This is a genomic window from Martelella mangrovi (assembly GCF_040545495.1).
GTDB classification, from domain to species: Bacteria; Pseudomonadota; Alphaproteobacteria; order Rhizobiales; family Rhizobiaceae; genus Martelella; species Martelella mangrovi.
In genome coordinates this window covers 331,160-354,849 of sequence record NZ_JBEPLY010000004.1, presented here as the reverse complement: position 1 = coordinate 354,849, position 23,690 = coordinate 331,160, and the positions used below count along the sequence as shown (strand labels likewise).

At 61.4% G+C, this 23,690-nt stretch carries 21 protein-coding genes; 14 read left to right on the top strand and 7 right to left on the bottom strand.

The genetic code is table 11. The features are described 5' to 3' along the window. Positions 1-9: 9 nt before the first annotated feature. From ABID12_RS08465 to ABID12_RS08440, 6 genes are all read left to right on the top strand, one after another. Positions 10-1,005 (top strand): ABC transporter permease, encoded by a 996-nt coding sequence (locus ABID12_RS08465; protein ID WP_354433846.1) that lies wholly within the window; start codon positions 10-12, stop codon positions 1,003-1,005. A 5-nt stretch (positions 1,006-1,010) separates the two neighbouring features. After that, positions 1,011-2,057: a LacI family DNA-binding transcriptional regulator gene (locus tag ABID12_RS08460; protein ID WP_354433845.1), complete on the top strand. Its 1,047-nt coding sequence runs from the start codon at positions 1,011-1,013 to the stop codon at positions 2,055-2,057. Position 2,058: 1 nt separating this feature from the next. Beyond that, positions 2,059-3,111, top strand: a complete 1,053-nt coding sequence (locus ABID12_RS08455; RefSeq protein ID WP_354433844.1) for a sugar phosphate isomerase/epimerase family protein — start codon at positions 2,059-2,061, stop codon at positions 3,109-3,111. Between the two features lie 12 nt (positions 3,112-3,123). Further along, on the top strand, positions 3,124-4,272 hold the full coding sequence (locus tag ABID12_RS08450; RefSeq protein WP_354433843.1) for a Gfo/Idh/MocA family protein: 1,149 nt from the start codon (positions 3,124-3,126) through the stop codon (positions 4,270-4,272). A gap of 155 nt (positions 4,273-4,427) precedes the next feature. After that, positions 4,428-5,312, top strand: coding sequence for a sugar phosphate isomerase/epimerase family protein (locus ABID12_RS08445; RefSeq protein ID WP_354433842.1), 885 nt, complete (start codon positions 4,428-4,430; stop codon positions 5,310-5,312). 398 nt (positions 5,313-5,710) lie between these two features. Beyond that, entirely contained in the window at positions 5,711-6,604 is an 894-nt protein-coding gene (locus ABID12_RS08440; protein WP_354433841.1) for a helix-turn-helix domain-containing protein, read from the top strand. Between the two features lie 38 nt (positions 6,605-6,642). On the opposite strand, the gene ABID12_RS08435 is transcribed toward ABID12_RS08440, so the two are convergent. Then, a complete protein-coding gene (locus tag ABID12_RS08435) occupies positions 6,643-8,772 on the bottom strand; it encodes a TonB-dependent siderophore receptor (protein ID WP_354433840.1) in 2,130 nt (709 codons plus the stop codon). A 329-nt stretch (positions 8,773-9,101) separates the two neighbouring features. Between ABID12_RS08435 and ABID12_RS08430 the strand changes: the two genes are divergently transcribed. Genes ABID12_RS08430 through ABID12_RS08410 form a run of 5 tightly spaced genes read left to right on the top strand, consistent with a single transcriptional unit; the run spans position 9,102 to position 14,050 of the window. After that, the gene (locus ABID12_RS08430; protein ID WP_354433932.1) at positions 9,102-10,076 is read left to right on the top strand and encodes an iron-siderophore ABC transporter substrate-binding protein; all 975 of its coding nucleotides are present in this window, start codon (positions 9,102-9,104) and stop codon (positions 10,074-10,076) included. Continuing rightward, entirely contained in the window at positions 10,073-11,119 is a 1,047-nt protein-coding gene (locus ABID12_RS08425) for a FecCD family ABC transporter permease (RefSeq protein ID WP_354433839.1), read from the top strand. Before ABID12_RS08430 ends, ABID12_RS08425 begins: the two co-directional genes overlap by 4 nt. Next, positions 11,116-12,144: a FecCD family ABC transporter permease gene (locus tag ABID12_RS08420; protein ID WP_354433838.1), complete on the top strand. Its 1,029-nt coding sequence runs from the start codon at positions 11,116-11,118 to the stop codon at positions 12,142-12,144. The genes ABID12_RS08425 and ABID12_RS08420 overlap by 4 nt, the downstream gene beginning before the upstream one ends. Then, positions 12,141-12,980 (top strand): ABC transporter ATP-binding protein, encoded by an 840-nt coding sequence (locus tag ABID12_RS08415; RefSeq protein ID WP_354433837.1) that lies wholly within the window; start codon positions 12,141-12,143, stop codon positions 12,978-12,980. The genes ABID12_RS08420 and ABID12_RS08415 overlap by 4 nt, the downstream gene beginning before the upstream one ends. Beyond that, on the top strand, positions 12,977-14,050 hold the full coding sequence (locus tag ABID12_RS08410; RefSeq protein ID WP_435528196.1) for a DUF2218 domain-containing protein: 1,074 nt from the start codon (positions 12,977-12,979) through the stop codon (positions 14,048-14,050). The genes ABID12_RS08415 and ABID12_RS08410 overlap by 4 nt, the downstream gene beginning before the upstream one ends. A 66-nt stretch (positions 14,051-14,116) precedes the next feature. Here ABID12_RS08410 and ABID12_RS08405 read toward each other — a convergent pair whose 3' ends face one another. Continuing rightward, positions 14,117-15,016 (bottom strand): LysR family transcriptional regulator, encoded by a 900-nt coding sequence (locus ABID12_RS08405; RefSeq protein ID WP_106310753.1) that lies wholly within the window; start codon positions 15,014-15,016, stop codon positions 14,117-14,119. A 208-nt stretch (positions 15,017-15,224) separates the two neighbouring features. Here ABID12_RS08405 and ABID12_RS08400 point away from each other — a divergent pair, with 208 nt between their 5' ends. From ABID12_RS08400 to ABID12_RS08390, 3 genes are all read left to right on the top strand, one after another. Continuing rightward, positions 15,225-15,806 (top strand): ester cyclase, encoded by a 582-nt coding sequence (locus ABID12_RS08400; RefSeq protein WP_354433836.1) that lies wholly within the window; start codon positions 15,225-15,227, stop codon positions 15,804-15,806. 45 nt (positions 15,807-15,851) lie between these two features. Continuing rightward, a complete protein-coding gene (wrbA, locus tag ABID12_RS08395; protein ID WP_106310756.1) occupies positions 15,852-16,451 on the top strand; it encodes an NAD(P)H:quinone oxidoreductase in 600 nt (199 codons plus the stop codon). 162 nt (positions 16,452-16,613) lie between these two features. Further along, the gene (locus tag ABID12_RS08390; RefSeq protein WP_354433835.1) at positions 16,614-18,005 is read left to right on the top strand and encodes an NAD-dependent succinate-semialdehyde dehydrogenase; all 1,392 of its coding nucleotides are present in this window, start codon (positions 16,614-16,616) and stop codon (positions 18,003-18,005) included. Between the two features lie 323 nt (positions 18,006-18,328). Here the strand turns inward: ABID12_RS08390 and efeO (ABID12_RS08385) are convergent, their stop codons facing one another. The 5 genes from efeO (ABID12_RS08385) to ABID12_RS08365 form a co-directional block, all read right to left on the bottom strand. After that, a complete protein-coding gene (efeO, locus tag ABID12_RS08385) occupies positions 18,329-19,168 on the bottom strand; it encodes an iron uptake system protein EfeO (protein ID WP_106310760.1) in 840 nt (279 codons plus the stop codon). 35 nt (positions 19,169-19,203) lie between these two features. After that, positions 19,204-20,538, bottom strand: coding sequence for an iron uptake transporter deferrochelatase/peroxidase subunit (gene efeB, locus ABID12_RS08380; protein ID WP_354433834.1), 1,335 nt, complete (start codon positions 20,536-20,538; stop codon positions 19,204-19,206). Between the two features lies 1 nt (position 20,539). Next, positions 20,540-21,733 carry an iron uptake system protein EfeO gene (efeO, locus tag ABID12_RS08375; RefSeq protein WP_354433833.1) on the bottom strand — a complete coding sequence of 398 codons (1,194 nt, stop codon included), beginning with the start codon at positions 21,731-21,733 and terminating at the stop codon, positions 20,540-20,542. Further along, entirely contained in the window at positions 21,720-22,574 is an 855-nt protein-coding gene (efeU, locus tag ABID12_RS08370) for an iron uptake transporter permease EfeU (protein ID WP_354433832.1), read from the bottom strand. Before efeU ends, efeO (ABID12_RS08375) begins: the two co-directional genes overlap by 14 nt. A gap of 279 nt (positions 22,575-22,853) precedes the next feature. Beyond that, a complete protein-coding gene (locus ABID12_RS08365; RefSeq protein ID WP_354433831.1) occupies positions 22,854-23,633 on the bottom strand; it encodes an acetoin reductase in 780 nt (259 codons plus the stop codon). Between the last annotated feature and the right edge of the window lie 57 nt (positions 23,634-23,690).

Here is a 23,690-nt window from a genome sequence, read left to right as displayed (position 1 = left end):
GGAGCCGTTATGACGGATATAGCCAATTCAACGGAACGTGAAAGTTTCGGCTCACGCCTTTCCGCGCTGGTGCGCGAACCGCTGGCGCTGGCGCTGGTTGCCATCGTTCTGCTGCTGATCATCGGCGAACTGGTGTCCCCGGGCTTTGCGTGCGGCGACCAGATCATCAGGCTTCTGACCGTTGCTGCCCTTCTGGGCATCGCAGCGGCGGGCCAGAACCTTGTGGTGATGGCGGGCGGTGAAGGCATCGACCTTTCAATCGGCGCGATGATTTCCTTCGGCGCCATCATTGCCGGTAATGTGATGAACGGTAGCGATGCCGCCATTCCGCTGGCCTTTATCGCCGCCTGCTCGGCAACCTTTCTCGTCGGCCTCGTCAATGGCCTGGGCGTGACGGTGATCAGAATCCCGCCGCTTGTCATGACGCTCGGCATGATGTCGGTCATCCAGGGCGGGCTGGTCGTGTTCTCGCGCGGCATCCCCTCGGGCAATGCTGCGCCGGCACTGATGAACTTCATCAACCAGCCAGTCATTTTCGGCATTCCCGGCATTCTGTTCGTCTGGGCGCTTCTGGCTGCGGTTCTGGTCTTCATGCTGCGCGCCACCTCCTTCGGTTTCGCCATCTATGCGATCGGCTCCAATCCCGGCGCCGCACGGCTTGTGGGCATCAAGGTTCGTCTCATTCGCACCATCGTGTTCGGTCTTTCCGGCGCGCTTGCGGGTCTGGCCGGCGTTTTCGTCATCGGCTACACCGGCAATTCCTTCATCAGCGTCGGTGACCAGTACATGCTGCCCTCGATTATCGCTGTGGTTATCGGCGGTACCTCGCTTGCCGGTGGCACCGGCGGCTATATGGGCACGGTGGCCGGCGCTATCGCACTGATCCTGCTGCAGAGCGTTTTGACCACGCTGCACCTCGAATACTGGGGAAGACAGTTGATTTTCGGTGGTACTCTTCTGCTTCTGCTGCTGTTTTACGGGCGTCAGAAAAGTGCACGGATCTAGAGGATATGTCTCACCAGCCCAATATTCGCGATGTGGCAAAGGTGGCGGGCGTTTCGACCGCCACCGTATCGCGTACGCTCAAGCGGCCTGAAAAGGTCCGGGAGGAAACCCGGCTCAAGGTCATGAAGGCCGTGGAGGAAACGGGCTTTGTTCCCAACGACCTCGCCCGGATGTTTCGCACGCGCGAAAGCCGCACGGTCATTCTGCTTGTCCGCGATATCTCGAACCCCTTCTATCTCGATATCTACAAGGGTGTTGAGGAAGAGGCGTTTGCCGCCGGATACAAGGTGCTGATGGGCGATGCCCGCGACGATGACGAACGCATCACGCATTACGTCGATGCGGTGCGGGAGGGGCATGCCGACGGGCTTATCCTGATGGTCGGTCACTTTCCGAAGGAAATGCTGGTCTGCCCGGAAAAGCTGCCGCCCATGGTGGTGGCGCTGGAACAGATCGAACACCTCGAACTGCCGACCGTGCGGGTCGACAATGTTGCCGCCGCCAGAGAGGCTGTCAGCTATCTCATTGACCAGGGGCATCGCCGCATTGTTCACCTGACCGGTCCTCTGGATGAGTATCTGGGTCAGGCCCGTCTTGAAGGCTATCGCCAGGCTTTGACGCAGGCAAAGCTGCCTGTCGATGAAGCGCTCATCCTGCCCGGCGATTTCAGCCTGAATTGCGGTTATCAGCAGATGATGAAACTGCAGGAGAGCGGTGCCTCCTTCAGCGCGGTCTTCGCCTCCAGCGATCAGATGGCAATCGGTGCTGCCGGCGCGTTGCGGGAGAAGGGGTTGAACATCCCCAGCGACGTATCGCTTGTCGGTTTCGATGACACGCTGATCGCATCGGTCTTCTATCCGCCGCTGACCACGGTTTTCCAGCCGCGCCGCGAAATCGGCCGTGCAGCCATGGCGCTGATGGTCGAGACGCTGCAGTCGGCCGGTGATGGCAGTGACCTGCCTTCCGACCGGCTTTTTCCGACACAAATTACCGTTCGCAGTTCCGTCGTTTCCAGTAATGGCGGCACAAGAATGTCATTAGGAGTGAACTGATATGAAAACGCTGAAGGGTCCCGGTCTTTTTCTGGCGCAGTTTGTGGGAGACAAGCCGCCGTTCAATGATCTGTTTTCGATTGCACGATGGGCAGCCGACCTTGGCTATAAGGGCCTTCAGCTGCCGACGACGGCGGATCTGTTCGATCTGGAAAAAGCCGCCGCATCGAAAGACTATTGTGACGATATCATCGGTAAACTGGCGGAAATCGGCGTCGAGATCACCGAATTGTCGACCCATATCCAGGGCCAGCTCGTTGCCGTTCACCCGGCCTATGATGCGCTGTTTGATAATTTCGCCCCGGCTGCTGTCCACGGCAACCCCAAGGCCCGTCAGGAATGGGCCGTCAGCCAGATGGAACTGGCGGCGAAGGCCTCGCGCAATTTCGGTCTGGATACCCATGCAACCTTTTCCGGCGCGCTGGCCTGGCCCTATTTCTATCCGTGGCCGCAGCGCCCCTCGGGGCTCGTCGAAGAAGCCTTCGGCGAGCTTGCCAAACGCTGGAAGCCGATCCTCGATGTTTTCGATGAAGCGGGTGTCGATGTCGCCTATGAATTGCATCCGGGCGAAGACCTGCATGACGGCGTGACCTTCGAGCGTTTCCTCGAGGGTGTCGACAATCATCCGCGCGCGAACATTCTCTACGACCCGTCGCATTTCGTGCTGCAGGCGCTCGACTATCTCGCCTTCATCGATATCTATCACGAGCGTATCCGCGCCTTCCACGTCAAGGATGCCGAGCTGCAGCTTTCCGGCCGTTCCGGCGTTTACGGCGGCTATCAGTCCTGGGTCGACCGGCCCGGACGGTTCCGCTCGCTCGGCGATGGCGACGTCAACTTCAAGGCGATTTTCTCGAAGATGGCGCAGTACGACTTTGCCGGCTGGGCGGTTCTCGAATGGGAATGCGCGCTGAAGCATCCCGAAGACGGCGCACGCGAGGGCGCGCCCTTTATCCGCGATCACATCATTCACGTAACAGAGCATGCATTTGACGACTTCGCCGCCAGCGGAACTGACGCAGCCGCCAATCGCCGATTGCTCGGTCTCGACTGAGGAGAAATCGTCATGACATCTGAAGACAAGCAGGGCCCGAACCGGATCCGGCTCGGCATGGTCGGCGGCGGCAAGGGCGCGTTTATCGGTGGCGTTCACCGCATCGCCGCGCGCATTGACGACAGGTTTGCGCTGGTCGCCGGCGCGCTCGACGCCGACCCGGAAGAAGCCCGTTCCTTTGCCGTTTCCATCGGTATTGCGCCGGAACGCGCCTATGCCGATTACAAGGCGATGTTCGAGGCCGAGGCAAAACGGGAGGACGGCATTCAGGCCGTTGCCATCGTCACGCCGAACTTCCTGCATTATCCGGTGGCGAAGGCCGCACTTGAGGCGGGCATCCACGTCATCTGCGAAAAGCCGATGACGACCTCGCTGGATGATGCAAAGGCGCTTGCCGAACTGGTGAAGACGTCGGGCAAAAACCTGTTTCTGACGCATACCTATACCGGCTATCCGATGGTCCGTCAGGCCCGCGAGATGGTCGCCTCGGGCGCCATCGGCCCGCTGAGGCAGGTGCAGGTGGAATATGCGCAGGACTGGCTGGCAGCCCCCGAGGAAGACCCGGAAGCCGCCGGCGCCAACTGGCGCAACGATCCGGCCAAGGCCGGGCAGGGCGGCGCAATCGGCGATATCGGCACCCATGCCTATAATCTTGCCGCCTTCGTCGCCGGCGAGGAGCCGCGTGAACTTCTGGCGGAACTGACGGCGCTGGTGCCCGGCCGCAAGGTCGATGACGATGCCATGGTGCTGATGCGCTATGCTTCAGGCGCCAAGGGCGCGCTGTGGGCAAGCCAGGTGGTGGCCGGAAACGGCAATAATCTGTCGCTGCGCATCTATGGTGCGACCGGCGGGCTGGAATGGTGGCAGGAAAAGCCGGAAGAGCTCTGGTACACGCCGCTTGGCGAACCCCGCCGGCTGCTGCGCCGCAACGGCGTCGAGGCGACGGCTTCGGCTGTGGCCGGCAGCCGCATTCCGGCAGCCCATCCCGAAGGCTATCTCGAGGCCTTCGCCAATCTCTACAAGGATGCCGCCGACATTCTGTCGGGCAGCACCGCTGAATGCCTGGTGCCGGACGCCAATGACGGCGTCAGGGGGCTCAGCTTCATCTCCGCGTGCCTGACGTCGTCGCAAAAGGGCGGCGTCTGGGTTGCGCTCGACTAGATAGGTCAGCCGTCCAGCGGCGGCTTTCCGGCAAATCCGAAATGTCATCCGGGAGCAGCGGAAAGCTGTTTCCGGAACGGATCGTCTATGGCGTTTTTCCGGCTGTCGGCGCCATGGATCAGTTGTTGATGGCCTTGATTTGAGTGGAGGACTTCATGAAATTCTCGTTTTCCGGAATGCTTTGCGCCACGGCCGTGGCGGTTACGGTCGGTCTCGCCGGCGGACCTGTTCTGGCCGACAGCGGCAGAAGCACGGCTGACCTGCCGGTTGCCGCCCAGATGTATTCGCTGCGCAATTTCGGCACGCTCGACGAACAGCTTGCCGCCGTTGAGGCCGCAGGCGTTACCGCCGTGGAAACCTTCGGCAGCACGGATGATCTTTCCGCCGACGATTACAAGACGGAACTCGATCAGTACAATATCGCGGTCATCTCCCACCACTCCTCGCTCGATGCCCTGCGCAGCGGCGATATCCAGTCGATGATCGATTTCGAAAAGGCGCTCGGCAACGACACCATCGTCCTGCCCTATGTCGCGCCGGATCTTCGTCCGACCGATGAGGCCGGATGGCAGGCGCTCGGCATCGAACTGGCGGGTTACGCCAAGGAATTCGCCGCACAGGACATGCAGTTCGCCTATCACAACCATAATTTCGAGATGGTTGAATATAACGGACGCACCGCGCTGGAAATCCTGCTGGATGCGGCAGGCCCCGGCGTGAAGCTGGAGCTTGACGTCGCCTGGGCCCAGCGCGGCGGTCAGAACCCGGCCGACCTTCTGGAAAAATTCCAGGGTCGCGTGTTCGCCATCCACGCCAAGGACAATGGCGCCGCCGGCGATCCGAATACCGGGGGTAGCGGCTTCGTTTCCATCGGCGACGGCACCATGAACTGGACCGAGGTTCTGCCGGCTGCCGATGCCGCTGGTGTGGAGTGGTACATCATCGAGCATGACAACGCCAAGGACATCGCCACCTCGCTGAAGACCAGCGCCACCTACCTGAACGCCCACGTTCCGGCAGACGCTGCACGCCCTGAGTAAAATCAGGCGCTAAAGACGACACGGACGTGTCTCTTGTCAGGAGAATGCGGCGTGGCCGGGCATCGGTTCACGTTGCATTCTCCTGATGTCGTTTGTGGCAGGTTTTGTCTTCGAAACGAAAGATGCCGGAGCGACCGGCATTTTGCATTGTGGTGGCCCGGCCTTGCATATCGCCCAAATATGACTATTAAAATCAGGTTAATGTGACGCACTTGAATGGCTGCAGCCTTCAGGCTTTGGAGCGTCGGGCGAAAAAGTGGGTACCGGTTTTTCGTTAACCCGATGCGACAAGATAAGGAATCTGGGTCATCGGACGATGTCGATTCATCGTCCGATGATCTGGTGTGGTGAACTCTTGATCGGCGGGGCAGGCGCTCCGGGCGAATGGCGAATTTGTCGTGGGCTACCAGCATTCCATGATTTGTCATACCGAAGGCATTCATCCGGTCGCGCCGGTCCGATGGCGCGGCCTCGATGGGCTTGTGAGCGTCTATTGGGATGCCGAGGGTTTTTGCGGCGCACACGCCTATTATCTTTCACCGGACCCGCGGATCGTCATTTTCTTCAACGATGTCTCGCCGCATATCCGCATGTCAAACAGACAGACCGATTTCGGCGCCCATGACCGGCCGATGACGCGTGCGGTCTATGTGCCCGCCGGCGTTCCGGTGTGGACCAAATTCACCTCCTGGCACCGGTTTTCGCATCTGGACCTGCATCTGCATGAAGACCGGCTGTTGCGTTTCCTGATCCCGTCGGTCGGCGCTTCTGCGGCGCGCGCCATCCTGCGCCGTTCGGTCGAAATTCAGGATGTCGGCCCGATCGAGGTGCTGGCGCGGATGATCGTGGACGAGGTTTCCAGCCCGACGCGACATGCCGTTTACGCCGAAAGCCTTGTCGGCAGCGTTGCCACGGCGCTTCTCGATATCCCCGTGGGGGTGGGCGAGCGTTCGCCCAGCGGCCGGATTACCCAGGCGCAAATGAACCGCCTTCTGTCCGCCTTCGATGCCAGAACCGATCACCGCATGTCGGTGGCCGAAATGGCCGAGACCATCGGCCTTTCCGAAAGCTGGTTTACCACCGCCTTCAGGCAGACGACGGGCAAGACGCCGCTGCAATGGCAACTGACGCGCCGTATCGAGCGCGCCCAGTCGCTGCTCACCGAAACGGGGCTTAGCGTGGCATCCGTGGCGGTCCAGCTCGGCTTTTCCGATCAGGCGCACCTGACCAAGGTTTTCCGCCAGATCACCGGCGAAACGCCGGCCGCCTGGCGGCGCGCGCAGCGCATGTGAACAGCGCCCGCCCATGTGACGGGCGCCGATCTTAAGCATTACCAGGTCTGGCGCAGCGTTGCGTAGACCGCGCGGCCCGAATTGTACCAGTCGGCGCCATAGCCGCCATAGGCGACATGTTTCTCGTTGAACAGATTGGTGGCGTTGAGCTGGAAGGTGGTGTTTTCGGCCACCTGATAGGTAAAGGCGGCATCGAAGGTGATGTTCGGGTCCGACTTGATGGCGTTGTCCTCGCCGAAATAATACGCGCTTTGATAGTGCGCGCCGAGGCCGAAGGTCATGTCGCCGCGCTGGCCTTCGCCTTCCAGCGTATAATCGACCCATAGCGAGGCGATATTGTTGGGCACGAAGGAAAGCTGGTTGCCGACATTGCCGCCGGTGCCGTTCTCGACGATATCCGACATCATGTAGGAATAGGCGGCGGTGAAGCTGATATTGTCCATCAGCTCCGCCTTGGCCTCCAGATCGACGCCGCGAACGCGCGACTTGCCGATGGTTTCCTGCCTGCTGGTGATCGGATTGGTGACCGTGATATTGTCCTTGGTGAGGTCGTAGACGGCGGCGCTGAACATGGCCGGGAAGGCGAGCGGCGCGTATTTCACGCCGATTTCATACTGCTCGCCGCGTTCCGGCTCGACGCCGAGCGTCGGCGGGGCGACCGACTGGGCATAGCTGGCATAGGTCGAAACCTCGTCGGTGATCTTGTAGGTCAGCCCGGCGCGCGCGGTGAATTCGCTGTAATCGCCCTTGGTCGTCGTCGCGCTCAGATTATCGACCTGTTCAAGGTCCAGCCAGTCATTGCGCAGGCCGACGGTGGCGATCAGTTTTTCCGCGAAGGTCAGTTCCTGCTGTACGTAAAGCGAGGTGGTCTTCTGGTCTTTGTCGGTGCTGGCGTAAGGTCCGGCATAGTCCGGCCCGCCGGAATAGACCGGATTGGTCCAGTCGATCCCCGGGGCAACGTCGTAATAGGCGTCATTCGAGCCGGAATAGTCATTGTATTGCAGGCCCGCCAGCGTGCGGCTGTCGATATTGCTGAACGACGTATCATACTGGAAATGCGCGTCGATGACGAAGTCGTTATAGGAACTGGCATTGCCGAAATAATAGCGGTCGGCAATCGTGTCGCCATCATAAACCGGCTCGTTGACATAGGCATAGCCGAAGCCCTTGTCGGTATCGGTGTAGCGCGCCCGCGAACTGAAGGTCAGGCCGGATCCGAAGTCGTGATCGAACATCCAGGTCACGGTGTTGCGGGTCACGTCATTGTAGTTGTAGTCCGGCTCGCCGAGAAAGAAGCTGCGGTCGAAATCCGAGCCGATCGGGTGGCCGCCGCCGCCCGGCGTGCCGTCGGTGTCGAGATAGTCGTAGATGAGCGTCATCGTGGTGGCGTCGGAAGGCCGCCAGGTGATACCGCCCATGATGAAGGTCTCGTCATCGTTGGAATAGTCGTATTCCGCATCGGAATTCTGGAACTTGCCCGTCAGGCGATAGGACAGGGTATCGTCGGCGGTGATGTTGTCGCCGAAATCGAAGCCGACCTCGGCATGATCGAACGAACCGCCGGAGATATAGGCTTCGCCGAAGCGTTCGCGCCGCGGCGTCTTGGAGACGAAATTGACGGTGCCGCCCGGATCGGAGACGCCGTAGACGGTGGAGTCCGCGCCCTTCAGGACCTCGATCCGCTCAAACGCGAAGGGTTCTTCGCGCACGCCACCGAAGGGTGAACCGACCGGCAGGCCGTCGCGATAGGTATAGGCATCGAAACCGCGGATCTTGTAATAGTCGAACCGGTCGTCCGAACCATAAAAACCGGTGTTCACGCCTGCGGTATAATCGAGCACCTGTTCGATGGTCTGGGCATCGCGCTGCTGGATTTCCTTGGACGTGATCACGGAAACCGAGGCCGGGGTGTCGAGAATTTCCTGCGACAGGCGGCCGCCGCCGGAAGAGCCGAAGGCAACGATGGAATTGGCGTCGTCATCGCCAAAGCCGGCAAGGTCGATATTGACCGGTTCGAGCACGGTGGTATCGGCCGGCAGCGTTTCCTTTATCTCCTGCGCAAAGGCCGGCAGGGCGTTCGCCGCAAGCGCGGTGCAGCCGAGGAGAACCGCGCTTCTCAATCCGATCGTCGACCGGCGGCCGTGCGTCTTGTTGTTCGAGTGATCCATCTTTCGCTTCCAGAAAATGACGTCTTGCGGGGTGGCTGCCTCCGGCCGGCGGGCCGGACCGTCCGCGCAATCACGTTTGGCGCGGATTTCTGTCCGTGTTCGTCGGTGACGAAGGCATGTTGTGCCGGTCATTAACTTGAATGAAATTATCCAGTATTGTACTTTTTCCCGGATTTGTAGGATTCCCCTGCAAGTTCAGACGGCTGAGGACAGGGGCCCGGCGGCGCGCTTGACCCCGTCTTATGAACATGACACTGAAAGTCAACTTTGGACCGTCAGTAAAGAGGTGGCCGATGCCGCGCCTGTCCGGTTTATCCCTGCTCATTGCCATGTTCGTGCCGGTTTTCACCTCCGGTTTGCCAGCGCTGGCCGGGGATAGCCTTCCCGAACCCATCACCATCGAACATGCCTTCGGTGAAACCGTCATCACCGAAAAGCCCGCTCGCGTCGCAACGGTTGCCTGGGCCAATCATGAAGTGCCGCTGGCGCTGGGCATTGTTCCGGTCGGCTTTGCCGCGGCCAATTTCGGCGATGACGATGATGACGGGCTGCTGCCCTGGGTCTCGGCGCGGCTGGATGAACTGGGCGCGGATACGCCGGTTCTCTTCGATGAAGGTGACGGCATCGATTTCGAGGCGGTGGCGGCCGTCCGGCCCGATGTGATTCTGGCGGCCTATTCCGGCCTGACGCAGTCTGATTACGACACGCTGAGCCGGATTGCCCCGGTCGTCGCCTATCCCGAAGCGCCCTGGGCCACCGGCTGGCGCGACATGATCCGCCTCAACGCCGCCGGTCTCGGCGTGCCGGAAGAGGGCGAGGACCTGATTGCCGAAACCGAGGCCGAAATTACCGCCGAAGTCGCCAGATACCCCGAGCTTGCGGGCAAGAAGGCGATGTTCATCACCCATCTGGATGCGACGGATCTCAGCGTCATCAATTTCTACACCACGCACGACACGCGCGTGCAGTTCTTCAGGGACCTCGGCCTCGAAATGCCCGAAAGCGTGAAGGCGGCCTCGACCGGCGACAGCTTTTCCGGTTCGATCAGCGTCGAGCGGATCGATGCCTTCGATGATGTCGATATCATCGTGACCTATGGCAACGGCCTGCTGTTGAACGCGATGAAACTCAACCCGCTGTTCCGGCGTATGCCCGCGGTTCAAAACGGAGCAGTGGTCATGCTCGGCCGCGATCCGCTGGGAACGGCGGCGAACCCCACGCCGCTGTCGATTTCCTTCGTGCTGGAAGACTATGTGGCCGAACTGGCGGAGGCCGCCAGGAAATCGACCGGTCGGCCGGAATGACATCGAAAGCCGCGATATCCTCCGGCTGGAAACCGGCATCATCCGGCAGGTTGCGGCAAAACCGCGCCTTCTGGCTGGCGGCGATGGTTGCCGTTCTCGGGGTTCTGGTGGCCGCATCGCTTCTGATCGGCACGCGGGCGGTTACGCTTGCCGATGTCACCGGCGCGCTTGCCGGCCGCAGCGAGACGATCGGCGAGGCGGTGGTGACCATGCGCATTCCGCGCACCGCGCTGGCCCTGCTTGCCGGCGTCGCCCTTGGGCTCTCCGGTGCGCTGATGCAGGGGATGACGCGCAATCCGCTGGCCGATCCCGGCATTTTCGGCGTCAATATGGGCGCTTCGCTCGCCGTCGTCATCGGCGTTGTGTGGTTCAATATCGCCTCCTCGAACGCCTATATCTGGTCCGCGATCTTCGGGGCCGGGGTTACGGCCGTCTTCGTCTACACCATCGGCTCTCTGGGGCGCGGCGGCGCGACGCCGCTGAAGCTGACGCTGGCCGGCGCTGCAACCTCCATTGCCTTCGCCTCGCTGGTGATCGCGGTCGTGCTGCCGCGCGGCGACATTGCCGGCGGCATCCGCTCCTGGCAGATCGGCGGCGTCGGCGGCGCCACGTTCGAGCGCATCCTGCCCGTTCTGCCGTTTCTTGCTGTCGGTCTTGTTCTGGCGCTGGTCTCCGCCCGCAAGCTGAACGCCATGGCGCTCGGTGATGAACTTGCGGCGGGGCTGGGCGAAAATGTCGCCATCGGCCGCGCGGTTGCGGCCCTGTCGGCCGTGCTGCTTTGCGGGGCGATTACCGCGGTTTGCGGGCCCATCGGCTTTGTCGGCCTTGTGGTGCCGCATGTTTGCCGGCTGCTGATCGGCGTCGATCACCGCTGGCTGCTGCCGTTTTCGGCGTTGTCCGGCGCTGCGCTGCTTTTGGCAAGCGACATTGTCGGGCGGGTTGCCGCGCGCCCCGGCGAGGTCGATGTCGGTATCGTCACCGCGCTTGTCGGCGGGCCGTTCTTCATCTGGATCGTCAGGCGTCAGAAGGTGCGGGAACTGTGAGCACGCTTGCCGTCATTTCGCAAACCCGCCGTCTCAGGCTCCGGCAGCGATACCGGATCCTGATCGCCTTTCTTGTGCTGCTTGCTGTCCTGTTTGCGCTGACGCTGATGCTCGGGCAATCATTCACGCCGCCGGGCGATGTGCTGCGGGTCCTGACGGGCGAGGATGTGCCGGGCGCGTCCTTCACCGTTGGCCGGCTGCGGTTGCCGCGCGCGGCTCTGGCCATCCTGTCGGGCCTCAGCTTCGGCCTTGGCGGCGTTGCCTTCCAGACCATGCTGCGCAATCCGCTGGCAAGTCCCGATATCATCGGCATTTCTTCCGGCGCCAGTGCTGCGGCGGTGTTCGCCATCGTCGTGCTGTCGTGGAGCGGTCCGGCCGTTTCGGTGTTTGCCGTGATTGCGGGGCTGGCCATCGCCATGCTGGTTTACGGTCTTGCCGCGCGCAATGGCGTTGCCGGAACGCGGCTTATCCTGGTGGGCATCGGCGTTTCGGCCATGCTGGAAAGCATCGTGGCCTATATCCTGTCGATGGCGCCGATGTGGGATCTGCAGGAGGCGATGCGTTGGCTGACGGGCAGCCTCAATGGCGCAACGCTCGGCCAGATTCTGCCGCTTCTGATCAGTTTGGTCGTTTTCGGCGGCCTGTTGCTGAGCCGGACACGTGACCTTGAGGGGCTGCGGCTGGGAGACGAAGCGGCCGCTGCCCTCGGCGTTGCTGTTGCCCGCACGCGGGCGCTCGTCATCATCGCGGCCGTCGGGCTGATCGCGGTCGCCACGGCGGTCACCGGGCCGATCGCCTTCGTTGCCTTTCTTTCCGGGCCGATCGCGGCACGCATCATCGGCAATAACGGCTCGCTTCTGATCCCTTCCGGGCTGATCGGGGCCAGCCTTGTCCTTCTCGGCGATTATGCCGGGCAGTTCTGGTTGCCGAGCCGTTATCCGGTCGGCGTTGTCACCGGCGCGCTCGGCGCGCCTTACCTCATCTATCTCATCATCAGGGCCAACAGGGCGGGAGGCTCGCTTTGAGCGCGCATGTTCTTGAAGCCGAACGGATTTCGGCCGGTTATGGCGACAGCGTCATTCTCGACGGTCTGAACTTCACCGTGCCGTCCGGCCGGATTACCGCGATTGTCGGCGCCAATGCCTGCGGCAAGTCGACCCTGCTGAAGACCCTGTCCAGATTGCTGACGCCGAAGGCCGGCGAGGTTCTGCTCGACGGCAAGGCGATCCACAGGACGCCGACCAGGAAGCTTGCCCGCACGCTGGGCCTTCTGCCGCAGTCGCCATTGGCGCCCGAAGGCATCACCGTGTTCGATCTCGTCAGCCGCGGCCGTCATCCGCATCAGAACATGTTTTCGCGCTGGCGGCGGGAAGATGACGAAGCCGTTGCCGCAGCGCTCGATACGACGGGCACGGCGGACCTTGCCGAGCGGTCGGTGGACGAGCTTTCCGGCGGCCAGCGCCAGCGGGTGTGGATCGCCATGGCGCTGGCCCAGCAGACCGATATTCTGCTGCTGGACGAGCCGACCACCTTTCTCGATGTCAGCCACCAGGTCGAGGTGCTCGACCTTCTGACCGATCTCAACCGTGAAAACCGCACCACCATCGTTATGGTGCTGCACGACCTCAACCTGGCGGCCCGCTATGCCGACCATCTGGTGGCCATGCAGGCCGGGCGGATCCATGTTGCCGGCGCGCCGGTGGATGTTCTGACCGATGACGTTGTGCGCGCGGTCTTCAGCCTTGAAAGCCGGATCATGGCCGATCCGGTTTCCGGCCGGCCGATGATGCTGCCGATCGGACGCCATCACATGGCCGGACAGGCGGAAAAATCCGAAACAGCACAAGGAAACATACCGTGACAGAGCCCCGAAATTTCACGCTTTCCGGTATCGCGGTGCCTAAGGATGCCGGCGCCATGCTCTCCATGGTGGCCGAGCATTTTGCCGAACATGCCGATGTCGTGCGCCAGGGCGATCGCGTCGTGCTCGACAGCGATATCGGACAGGCGCGGATCGACCGGGAGGGCGACAGGCTGCATATCCTGCTTTCGGCTTCGGGGAAGGAGGCATTGCAGCTTTCGCGCACCATGCTGGCCGAGCACATGTTCTATTTCGCGGGCACCGATACGCTGGTGCTCGACTGGGCCGATCCGCCGCCGCCGGAAACGCCGGCCAACCTTTACGAAGTCACCGTTGTTTCGACTGAAACCGTAACCCCGCACATGCTGCGGGTGACTTTCGCCTGCGACGATGTCAGCCCGTTCATCGGCGGTAATATGCATGTGCGCATGCTGGTGCCGCCGCAGGGGCGGGAGCCGGTCTGGCCTGTGGTGGGCGACGATGGCCGGTTCGTCTGGCCCGACGGGGAGGATGCGCTTCTGGTGCGCGTCTACACGATCCGCTCTTTCGATGTTGAGCGCGGCGAATTGTCCGTCGACTTCCTTCAGCACCCGGCGCCCGGCATCAAGACGCCCGGCGCCGATTTCGCCCGCGATGCCCGTCCGGGAGACAGGATCGCGTTTCTGGGTCCGGGCGGCGGCGCCGTGCCCGAAGCCGATACCATCTTTCTGGCCGGCGATGAGGCGGCATTGCCGGCGATTGCCCGCATTGCCGAGGAAGTGCCGGCGGGAACCCGCCTTTCCGCCATCATCGAAGTTGAAGACGAGACCGAAGAGCAGCCGATCGAAAGCGCCGGCCATCTCGATCTCCGCTGGCTCCATCGCGCACACTATGACGACGGGGCAACCGGCGTGCTTGCGGACGAAGCTCAAAAGGCCATCGCCACGCTCGATGAAAACACCTTCGTCTGGGTCGCCTGCGAGAAAAGCGATGTGCGGGCGGTCCGCAAGCTGCTGAAAGAGCGAAAACACGATCGCAAGCGCATGTATGTCGCCTGGTACTGGGAACGCGGCGCGGCGGCTGCGGGCTGACGGGCGCCATCACGATTTCATCCACGCCACCGACGGCGTGGATGCGGCGCAATTCGGCGGCGCTGTCTATAAAATCTGTCCGGGCAGTCTTTCGACCAGATAGTCCACAAACACCCGGATTTTCAGCGGCAGGTGCTTGCGGCTGACATAAAGGGCGTGCAGCTCCACTTCGCTGGCGTTCCATTCCGGCAGAACCTGCACTAGCCGTCCCGAGGCCAGATCGTCCGCCGCGATGAAATAGGGATGCAGCAGCACGCCGAAGCCCTCACGGGCAAAGGTGGTCAGAACATCGCCGTTATTGGCATGCACGCGCGGGGTCAGGTTGACGATGGTTCTGTTTCCGTCGCGATGGTTCAGCGTCAGTTTCTGCGTTCGCCAGAGATAGGAAAAGCAGAGAAAATCATGGGCGTTGAGGTCTTCTGGTTTCTTCGGCGTGCCCCTTCGCGCCAGATAGTCGGGTGAGGCACAGAAAACCATGCGCACCGTGCCGAGGCGACGGGCAATCAGGTGCGGGCTGAGATCGCCCAGCGACAGCCGCACGGCCACGTCCACGCCGTCATTGACCAGATCGACCACCCGGTTGGACAAGTCGAGATCGAGTGTGATCTCGGGATAGCGGCGGCAGAAATCCGGCAGAAGCTCCGAGAAAACGCCTGTTCCGAAAGACACCGGCGCGCTGATGCGCAACAGGCCGCTTGGCTTTGCCGTTTGCCGTCCGACAACGGCTTCGGCTTCTTCCAGCTCCTGAAGGATGAGCTGCGCGCGGCCATAAAGCTCGCGGCCGGGTTCTGTCAGGGACAGGTTGCGCGATGTCCTGTTCAAAAGCCGCGCCCCGAAATGCTGCTCAAGGCCGACAATCTGGCGCGAAACCGCAGCGTTTGAAAGCGACAACCTGTTGGCTGCCGCAATGAAACTGCCCTGGTTCACCACTTCAACAAAAGCTTTCAGCGCCCGCATCGTTTCCATGACAACCTCATCGTTACATCAGGCGTAATGATGCGTTGCATTATCGCGCCTTAACTCTGTTTCTGCGCAATCATATATCGGAAGTCAGGCGGACGGCACAAGAACTGTACGCCCAGGATATCGCGTGGCGGAGATTTCGTGGGGACGAGACGTCCTGCGGAAGCCGGAACCGGGGATATCCGCAAACACGCTTGAAAAGGCAGGAAAGATGAACATGAAAACTCTGGGGCTTCTGGCGGCCGTGGCCGTCGTCATTCCGGCAACGGCATCCCTTGCGCAGGAGCAGACCGGCACGCCGGCGGCGGAAGCCATTCCGCAGCTGATGCAGCAACTCGACCAATACCAGACCGCCGAAGCCACAATCCAAAAAAATCTCGAAACCTTCGATACGCTCGATTTCGATGTCTACACCAACCAGAAATGGGACCGGCTGGGCGAAAGCCACGCCGAGGATATTCTGGTGCACTACCCCGACGGCAGCACGACGACGGGCCTTGAGGACCATATCGCCGCGATTTCCCAGACATTCGTTTTCGCGCCCGACACCCATATCGACGTGCATCCGATCCGCTTCGGCTCCGGTCCGTGGACCGGCGTGATCGGTGTGCTGGAAGGCACATTCACCGAACCCATGCCCACCGGCGATGGCGAGACGATCCCGCCGACGGGCAAGCCTTTCTCGTTGACCATGGCAACAATCGGCCACTGGACCGATGCCGGCGTTATGGATGAGGAATACCTCTTCTATGACAATGCGGAGTTCATGCGGGAAATCGGCCTCGGGCAATAACAGCAGCCGGTTTGAAGAAACACGCCAACAGAAGGAAACACGGTAATGGCAAAGGTTCTTGTCCTCTACTATTCGTCCTACGGACATATCGAAACCATGGCGGAAGCGATTGCCGCCGGAGCCCGCGAGGCCGGCGCAGATGCCACGGTCAAGCGCGTGCCGGAAACAGTGCCTGAGGAAACGGCGCGCAAGGCGCATTTCAAGCTCGATCAGAAGGCGCCGGTCGCGACCATCGAGGAGCTGGAAAACTACGATGCCATCGTGATCGGAACCGGCACCCGTTTTGGCCGGATCTCCTCGCAGATGGCGGCCTTTCTGGACCGCGCCGGCGGGCTGTGGGCGCGCGGCGCGCTGAACGGCAAGGTCGGTGGCGCTTTCACCTCAACCGGCACCCAGCATGGCGGGCAGGAAATGACGCTGTTTTCCGTCATCGCCAACCTGATGCATTTCGGTCTGCTGATCGTCGGTCTCGACTATGGTTTTGCCGGGCAGACGATCTCCGACGCCGTGACCGGCGGCGCGCCCTATGGGGCAACGACGGTTGCCGGCGGCGATGGATCGCGTCAGCCGAGCGAAAACGAACTGGATGGCGCCCGCTACCAGGGCCGGCGCATTGCCGAGACGGCCAACAAGCTGTTCGGCTGAAGCCATTGAAGACACGGCGTCGCTTTCACGAAACGCGAATGTTTCTGCCGTTGGCAACACGCCCAAAAAATCAGACTCGGAGCGTTTCACGTCGCCCGCCGGCGCGCAAACGCCCCCTTTTGAGGTTCCCGTATTTTGGCGGGCGCCGGAAAGGACAGAAAGATGACCTACGCAACCACAAACCCCTTCACCGGGGAACGGATAAAATCATTTCCCGATGCAACGGACGTGCAAGTCGAAAACGCCATTACCGGCGCGCATGACGCATTTCTCGCCTGGCGTGAAACATCCTTTGCCGCGCGGGCAAAGGTCTTGCAGAAGGCCGCTGACCTGCTCAGGGCCTCCAAACGTCGCTATGCCGAAATCCTGACGCTGGAAATGGGCAAGCTTCTGGCCGAGGCGGAAGCCGAAGTCGAGCTTTCGGCAGAAATCTTCGAATATTACGTCGTCAATGCCGAACGGCTGCTGGCTGCAGAGCCGCTGCCGGTCAGAAACCCTGCAGAAGGCCGTGCGACGATCGTTCACGAGCCGCTGGGCGTTCTGCTGGCGATCGAGCCGTGGAACTTCCCCTTTTACCAGATTGCCCGCATCATCGCGCCGCAGCTTTCGGCAGGCAACACCATGTTGCTGAAACACGCGTCCAATGTGCCGCAAAGCGCTGCCGCCTTCGAAGAGCTGATGCTTGAAGCCGGTCTTCCGAAGGGCGGGTTTACCAACCTCTATGCCACGCGCGCGCAGATTTCGATGATCCTGAACGATCCGCGTGTTCAGGGCGTTGCCCTGACCGGCTCGGAAGGCGCGGGCGCGGAAGTTGCCGGCATCGCCGGCAAGGCGCTGAAGAAATCGACGCTTGAACTCGGCGGCGCGGACGCGTTCGTCGTTCTCGCCGATGCCGATATGGCAAAAACCGTGAAATGGGCCGTTTTCGGCCGGCACTGGAATGGTGGACAGGTCTGCGTTTCATCCAAGCGCATGATCGCGGTCGATGCCGTCTATGATGAATTCCTGAAACGCTACACCGAAGGGGTTGCGGCCCTGAAGGCGGGCGACCCGATGGACCCGGCAACGACGCTGGCGCCGTTGTCGTCGCAGACGGCTGCCGATGAAGTGAAACAGAAGATCGCGCTGGCCGTCGAACATGGTGCAACGGCGACCGAAGTCGGACCGAAGGTTCCCAATCGCGGCGCATTCGTCCAGCCGACGATCCTGACCGGGGTAACGCCGGACAATCCGGCGTATTACATGGAATTTTTCGGGCCGGTATCGATGCTGTTTCGGGCAGGCGATGAAGCCGACGCCATTCGCATTGCCAATGACACACCGTTTGGTCTCGGCGGGTCGGTGTTTACCTCGGATACCGAACATGGCGCAAAGGTCGCCGCGAAGATCTCGACCGGCATGGTGTTCGTCAACCATCCCACCATGGTCAAGGCCGACCTGCCGTTCGGCGGCGTCCGCCGGTCCGGCTATGGCCGCGAGCTGCTGGGCCTCGGCCTGAAGGAATTCGTCAACCACAAGCTGATCGACGTGGTCGATATCGACGCCGAATTCTGATCGCCCTCGGTGGCATCGCTATCGAAATCAATGAAAGCCGGGGCGAAAAACGCTCCGGCCTTCAGACTGCTGACAAAACCTGAAACGCGGCGCTACATGCCGCAACTGACCCTGCATCAGGTGTCATGCTCGGGCTTGACCCGAGCATCCGCTGCGATCAAGTCTCTGATTATAAATACTTTTTGAAATACACGTCGTGCCGCCCTGGATCCTCCGGTCAAGCCGGAGGATGACGCAGAGGAAAATGAGCGTCCGTCGACAAACCGAAGGCCGGAGCGAAAAACGCTCCGGCCTTCCTTATCAGCGCTCCTGGCAGAGCGTTATCAGTTGAGGCCGAGTTTGCCGCGCAGGGTCGACAGGTCTTCGGCGAGCGTGTTGACCTTGGCCGAGAGAACGTTGCGGTCGGAATCGCTCAGTTCGACATAGGAAACGTAGCCGCCTTCCGGCGCTTCGTATTTCGCCAGCGTTTCGTCAACATCGGCGAAGTTGCCGGAGACCGTCTCGACGAATTCCGGGTCGCTTTCGGCGATCAGCGGCGTCAGCAGGTCGAAGATCTTTTCCGAACCGTGGAAATTGGCTTCGAAGTCCCACAGGTCGGTGCGGCTGTAGCGGTCTTCCTCACCCGAAATCTTGGTGGCCGCAACCTCTTCCATTAGCGCTGCCGCGCCGCCGACAACCACTTCCGGCGGGAAGGTCAGGTTGTTGATGCGGTCGTTCAGATCCTTCACGTCGGCCATCAGCTGGTCGGCATAGGTGTCCAGACCGTCGGTGGAGTTTTCTTCCCACAGACCGTATTCGATGCGGTGGAAGCCGGTGAATGCCGGGTCGGCCTCGCCCTTTTCGTAGTCGTCGGCGCGTGCGTCGATCGATACGTCGAGGTCGGAGAACAGTTCGGCGATCGGCTCGATGGCCTCATAGCTGGTGCGCGTCGGGGCAAACAGCGACTTGGCTTCCTCGACATTGCCTTCCTTGATGGCGGCGACGAAGGCCTGCGTGTCCTTCACCAGTTCGGCGGTGTTTTCAGCCACGAAGATCTTGTATTCGGACAGCGGCGCGACCAGCTCCAGCGAAATGTCCGGGGCCTGGTCCTGCGCCTGCGCGCTGTAACCGGCAAACGCACCGGCGATAACGACGCTTGCGGCGAGTGTCTTTTTGAAGTTCATGTTCTTCTCCTTCGGTAAAACATGGAGGCAAACCGTCAGCTATTGACGGATTCCAGAAGCGATTGGCCAAGATAGTCCCCCGGCCGACAGCCCGGCAGGACGAAGAAATAGCCGCCGCCGATGGGCTTGATGTATTCTTCCAGCGGTTCGCGATCGAGGCGCTTCTGCACGGTGATGAACCCCTTTTCCAGGTCAGCCTGATAGACGATGAACAGCAGGCCCTGATCGAGCTGGCCCGATTTGGCCACGCCGTTGGAATAGTTGAACGGGCGGCGCAGGATCAGGTTTTCCTCCGATTCCGGCGTGCGCGGATTGGCAAGGCGGATATGGGCGTCGAGCGGGGTGATCGCGCCATCGGGATCGGCGGCGTAATCGGGCACGTCGCTTTCGGTGCCATCGGGCTGGTCGAGCGGCGCGCCGGTATCGCGGAAGCGGCCGAAAATCGCCTCCTGCTCCTGCAGCGGCGTGCGGTCCCAGCGCTCGACGAAATTGCGGATGATGCGCACCGCCTGATAGCTGCCGCCGGTGGCCCAGTCCGGTTCGTCGGAATCGGCGCTCACCCAAACGACCCTGTCCATCACGGCTTCGTCATGGGCATCGGGATTGGCCGAACCATCGCGGAAGCCGAGGAAATTGCGCGCGCTTTCCACCTCGCCGTCAGGGCTTGGCGGGATTACCGGCACATCGCCGCCCTGCATCCAGCGGATCACCAGATATTCCGACAGGTTCTTCATGATGTCGCGCAGCGCATGGATATTGGTGTCGCTCAGATTGGCGCAGAATTGCAGCGTCATGTCGCCATGGCAGCGTTCGGCGTCGAGCGCGTCGTTGAAGAACTGCACCATGCGTTGCAGCCGTTTCGGCTTCTGGTCCTTCAGCCAGGGGCGGTTTTCGAAAAACGAATCCCCGAGACCCACCGTCACCGTCAGCGCATCCGGCTCGATTTCCGGGCCGAGAATGCCGGAATCGGGCGGCGGCAGCTTGGGATCGGCCGAGCCGGCCTCCCCGCCCTGTGTCAGGAACACGATCCGGTCGGTCAGACGGCGGAACATGTCCTCGACATCCTCGTGTGACATCGCAACCACATCGAAGGAAACGACCAGCCCGTTGGCAGGCCGCGGGGTCGTCACGCCGGCTTGGTGTTCTCCGTGAAAGGGAACGACCTGCTGCTGGTTGCTGGCGCCTTCGACCGGGGCATCGGTCGCCTGCGATCCGCCGCTTGTCTCCTGCGCGCCGGCCGCAGTCGCGCCCATGAAGGCCAGCGATCCGCCTGCGGCCGCGCCAAGGCCGGTCAGCAATTGCCGGCGGCTGGTCGAAAACGGGCAGCGGCCCAGAGACGGTTGTTTTTTCGGCTTGTTGTCATCGGTCATGTCAGCTCACTCCAATAACCTGCGACAGCTTGCTGCAGAGTACGGCAAGCTGGTGGAATTGCGCGGCAAGCGCCTGCCGCTGTTCCTCGCTCACTTGCGAATAGGGCGGGAACGCGCCATCGACCTTGAGCGCATCGAGCGCATCCTGCGTTTTAGAAAGTTGCGCGTCGATATCGTCGGCAAGCTCGGGATCGACCGGCCGGGCAACCACCGTGAGAAGACCGGCGACCTTGGCAATACCTTCGAGATTGGCGTTGAAATCGGCCAGATCGGTTTCGGAATAATGATCCTCGCCCTGGGCAATCCGGCCATTGGCAAGCTGGTCGGCCGTGTCGTCGGGCAATGAGAGCAGAAGCGAAGGGTCGATCTGCAGGCCGGTCAGCCGCGTTTTCAGTTCTTCCAGATTGGCGACGAGCGCATCGGCGACCGGCGCCAGTCCATCGAGCGAATTCTGTTCGAACAATCCGTATTCGATGCGGTGATAGCCGGAAAATTCCGGATCGTTCTCACGCTCGGCATAATAATCGGCAACGGCATCGATGTTGTTTTCAAGGTCCGATATCCGGTAGGCCAGCGGCTCGATGCGCTTGTAGGGCAGGCGCGCCGGCTGATAGAGGCTTTTCGCCTTGTCGAGATCGCCCGCCTTGATGGCGTCGGCCAGCTCGGTTGCCGCGCTGATGGCCTGATTGGTCTGCATCACCAGGTAGACCCGGTATTCCGACAGCGGCCCGAGGAAGTTCCGGAGGCTGACGCTGGAGGCGGCATTGGCATATTCCTCCGACTGGGTCACATGCAGCGTGCCGCGCGGATTGGACAGCAGGCCGCAGGTGATTTCGTAGTCGCCGGGGGCGAGATTGGCGGCCAGCGTCTGGTGGAAGCCCGGGGCGATGTTTTCGCGTTCGGCCACCACCATCACGCCGTCGAGGATTTCCCATTCGACGGGGCGGTCGGATTCGTTGACGATGTCGAACAGCCGCTTTCCGGCGGCAACGGTAATGGCATTGGGCTCGCACGATGTCGCCGTGACGGTAACCTGGAAATCGGCCTCGACATTGCCCGTGGCCGCCTGATTGTGCATGGAGGCGAAATAGAAGGCCGCGCCGCCGGCAACGGCCAGAAGAGCCGCGCCTGCAATGCCTGCAATCATCAGGCCCTTGTTGCTCTTCGTGTCCTTGCGGTTATCAGGCGTTGGCATCGCTGCGGGCTCCTTGTTGCGGGGCAGTGTTTTTGGGCGTTCGGGCCGGGCGCAGGAAGAAATAAAGGCTTGCCGCCAGGAACACGACATAGACGATCACCTCGCCGATGGTCGGGCTTTCCTGATAGCCGAACACGCCGGAAAGGATCGTGCCGGCGACGCCGGAAACCGGCAGGATGCGGCTCAGATCGTAGGCCGGCGTCTGAAGGCTGTTCCAGATCCCGGCCTCATGCAGATTGCCGAGCGCGCCCGACAGAATGCCGGCGGCAACGAACAGGATGAACACGCCGGTCCACTGGAAGAAACGCTTCAGATTGATGCGCACGCCGAAACGATAGATCGCGATGCCGATCCCGACGGCGACAAGAACGCCGAGAAGCGCGCCCAGCGGCGCGGCCGGGCCTTGGCTCTGCTGGAAAATGGCGAGCAGGAAGAAGATCGATTCCAGCCCCTCGCGGGCAACGGCGAAGAACACCATGCCGATCAGCGCCCAACCGGCGCCCGAACCGTGTTCCAGCGCCTCGTCGATGGAGGAATGCAGCTCCGCCTTGATCGAACGGGCGGCCTTGCGCATCCAGAACACCATGGAGACCAGAATGACCGCCGCAATCGCGCCGACAATCGCTTCAAAAAGCTCCTGCGCCTTTTGCGGGAATTCGGCGCTGACCATCTGCAGCCCCGCGCCGAGAAACAGCGACAGCGCGACAGCAAGAAACACGCCGATCCACACGGCCGGCAGAAACTCACGTCGGTCTGTCTGATTGAGATAGGTGGCGATGATGCCGGTAATCAGGGCGGCCTCTATGCCTTCCCTCAGCATGATCAAAAATGGAGCCAGCATGGCTTGTACCCGTTTGCTATTCCGGCTACGGGGTAACAAGTGGTTGTAATAATGGCAATGAAAATATGACTTAAATAATCATATTTGTGGTTGCATGCCTGATCATTATCAATTCTACGACTGAAAAGCTGCCCGGAAACCAGTCAGTCACGTGGCGGCAGCCTTATCCTTCGATCGGCAGATACCGGTTCCGCCGGGACTGTTGGAAGGCCCGGCGGACCGCTTTTTCGTGAACTTGCGCGCGCCTGCCTCAAGGGTGACGCGACGGCTCTCCTGCTTTTACCGATAGACGATGCCGCCATCGGTCAGGATCGCCTGGCCGGTGATATAATCGGAATCCTCGCCGGCCAGAAATGCAACAAGCGCCGCCACATCGTCGGGCGTCTGGGCCCGGCCCAGCGCAATGCCGTCGACATATTTCTTGTAGGTTTCGCCTTTGGGCGCTCCGGTAATGTCTGCAAAGCGTTCGTCGATCTCGACCCACATGTCGGTGCCGACAATGCCGGGGCAATAGGCGTTTACGGTGATGCCCTGGCTGGCATATTCCTTGGCGGCGGCCTGGGTCAGCGCGCGCACGGCGAATTTCGTCGCCGAATAGATGCCCAGCATGGCAAAGCCGTCATGACCGGCAATGGATGAGGCGCTGATGATCTTGCCTTTCTGGCCCCGCTCGATGAACTTCTTGGCTGCCGCCTGAATGCCCCACAACACGCCGTTGACGTTGATGCGGAAGATGCGGTCGGTGTCCTCGGGGGTGACGTCGGCAAGCGGCTTGACCTGGGCAATGCCCGCATTGTTGACCATCACGTCGAAACCGCCGAGTTCCTTTTCGGCATGGGCCACGGCGGCGTAGACCTGATCGCGGTCACTGACATCGGCGACGAAGGTGGTTGAGCGGACGCCCATCGCCTCGATTTCACCTTTGACGGTCTCAAGCTTGTCGGCCTTGATATCGACCAGTGCGACATCGGCGCCCTCGCGGGCAAGGCGCAGGGCAATTCCGCGGCCAATACCCTGGCTCGACCCTGTGACAAGCGCGACTTTTCCCTTGAGAGACATGATAAAATACTCCTTTTGCGATGAAGTGGTGCCTGCGTGAATGCAGGCACCTGTCGG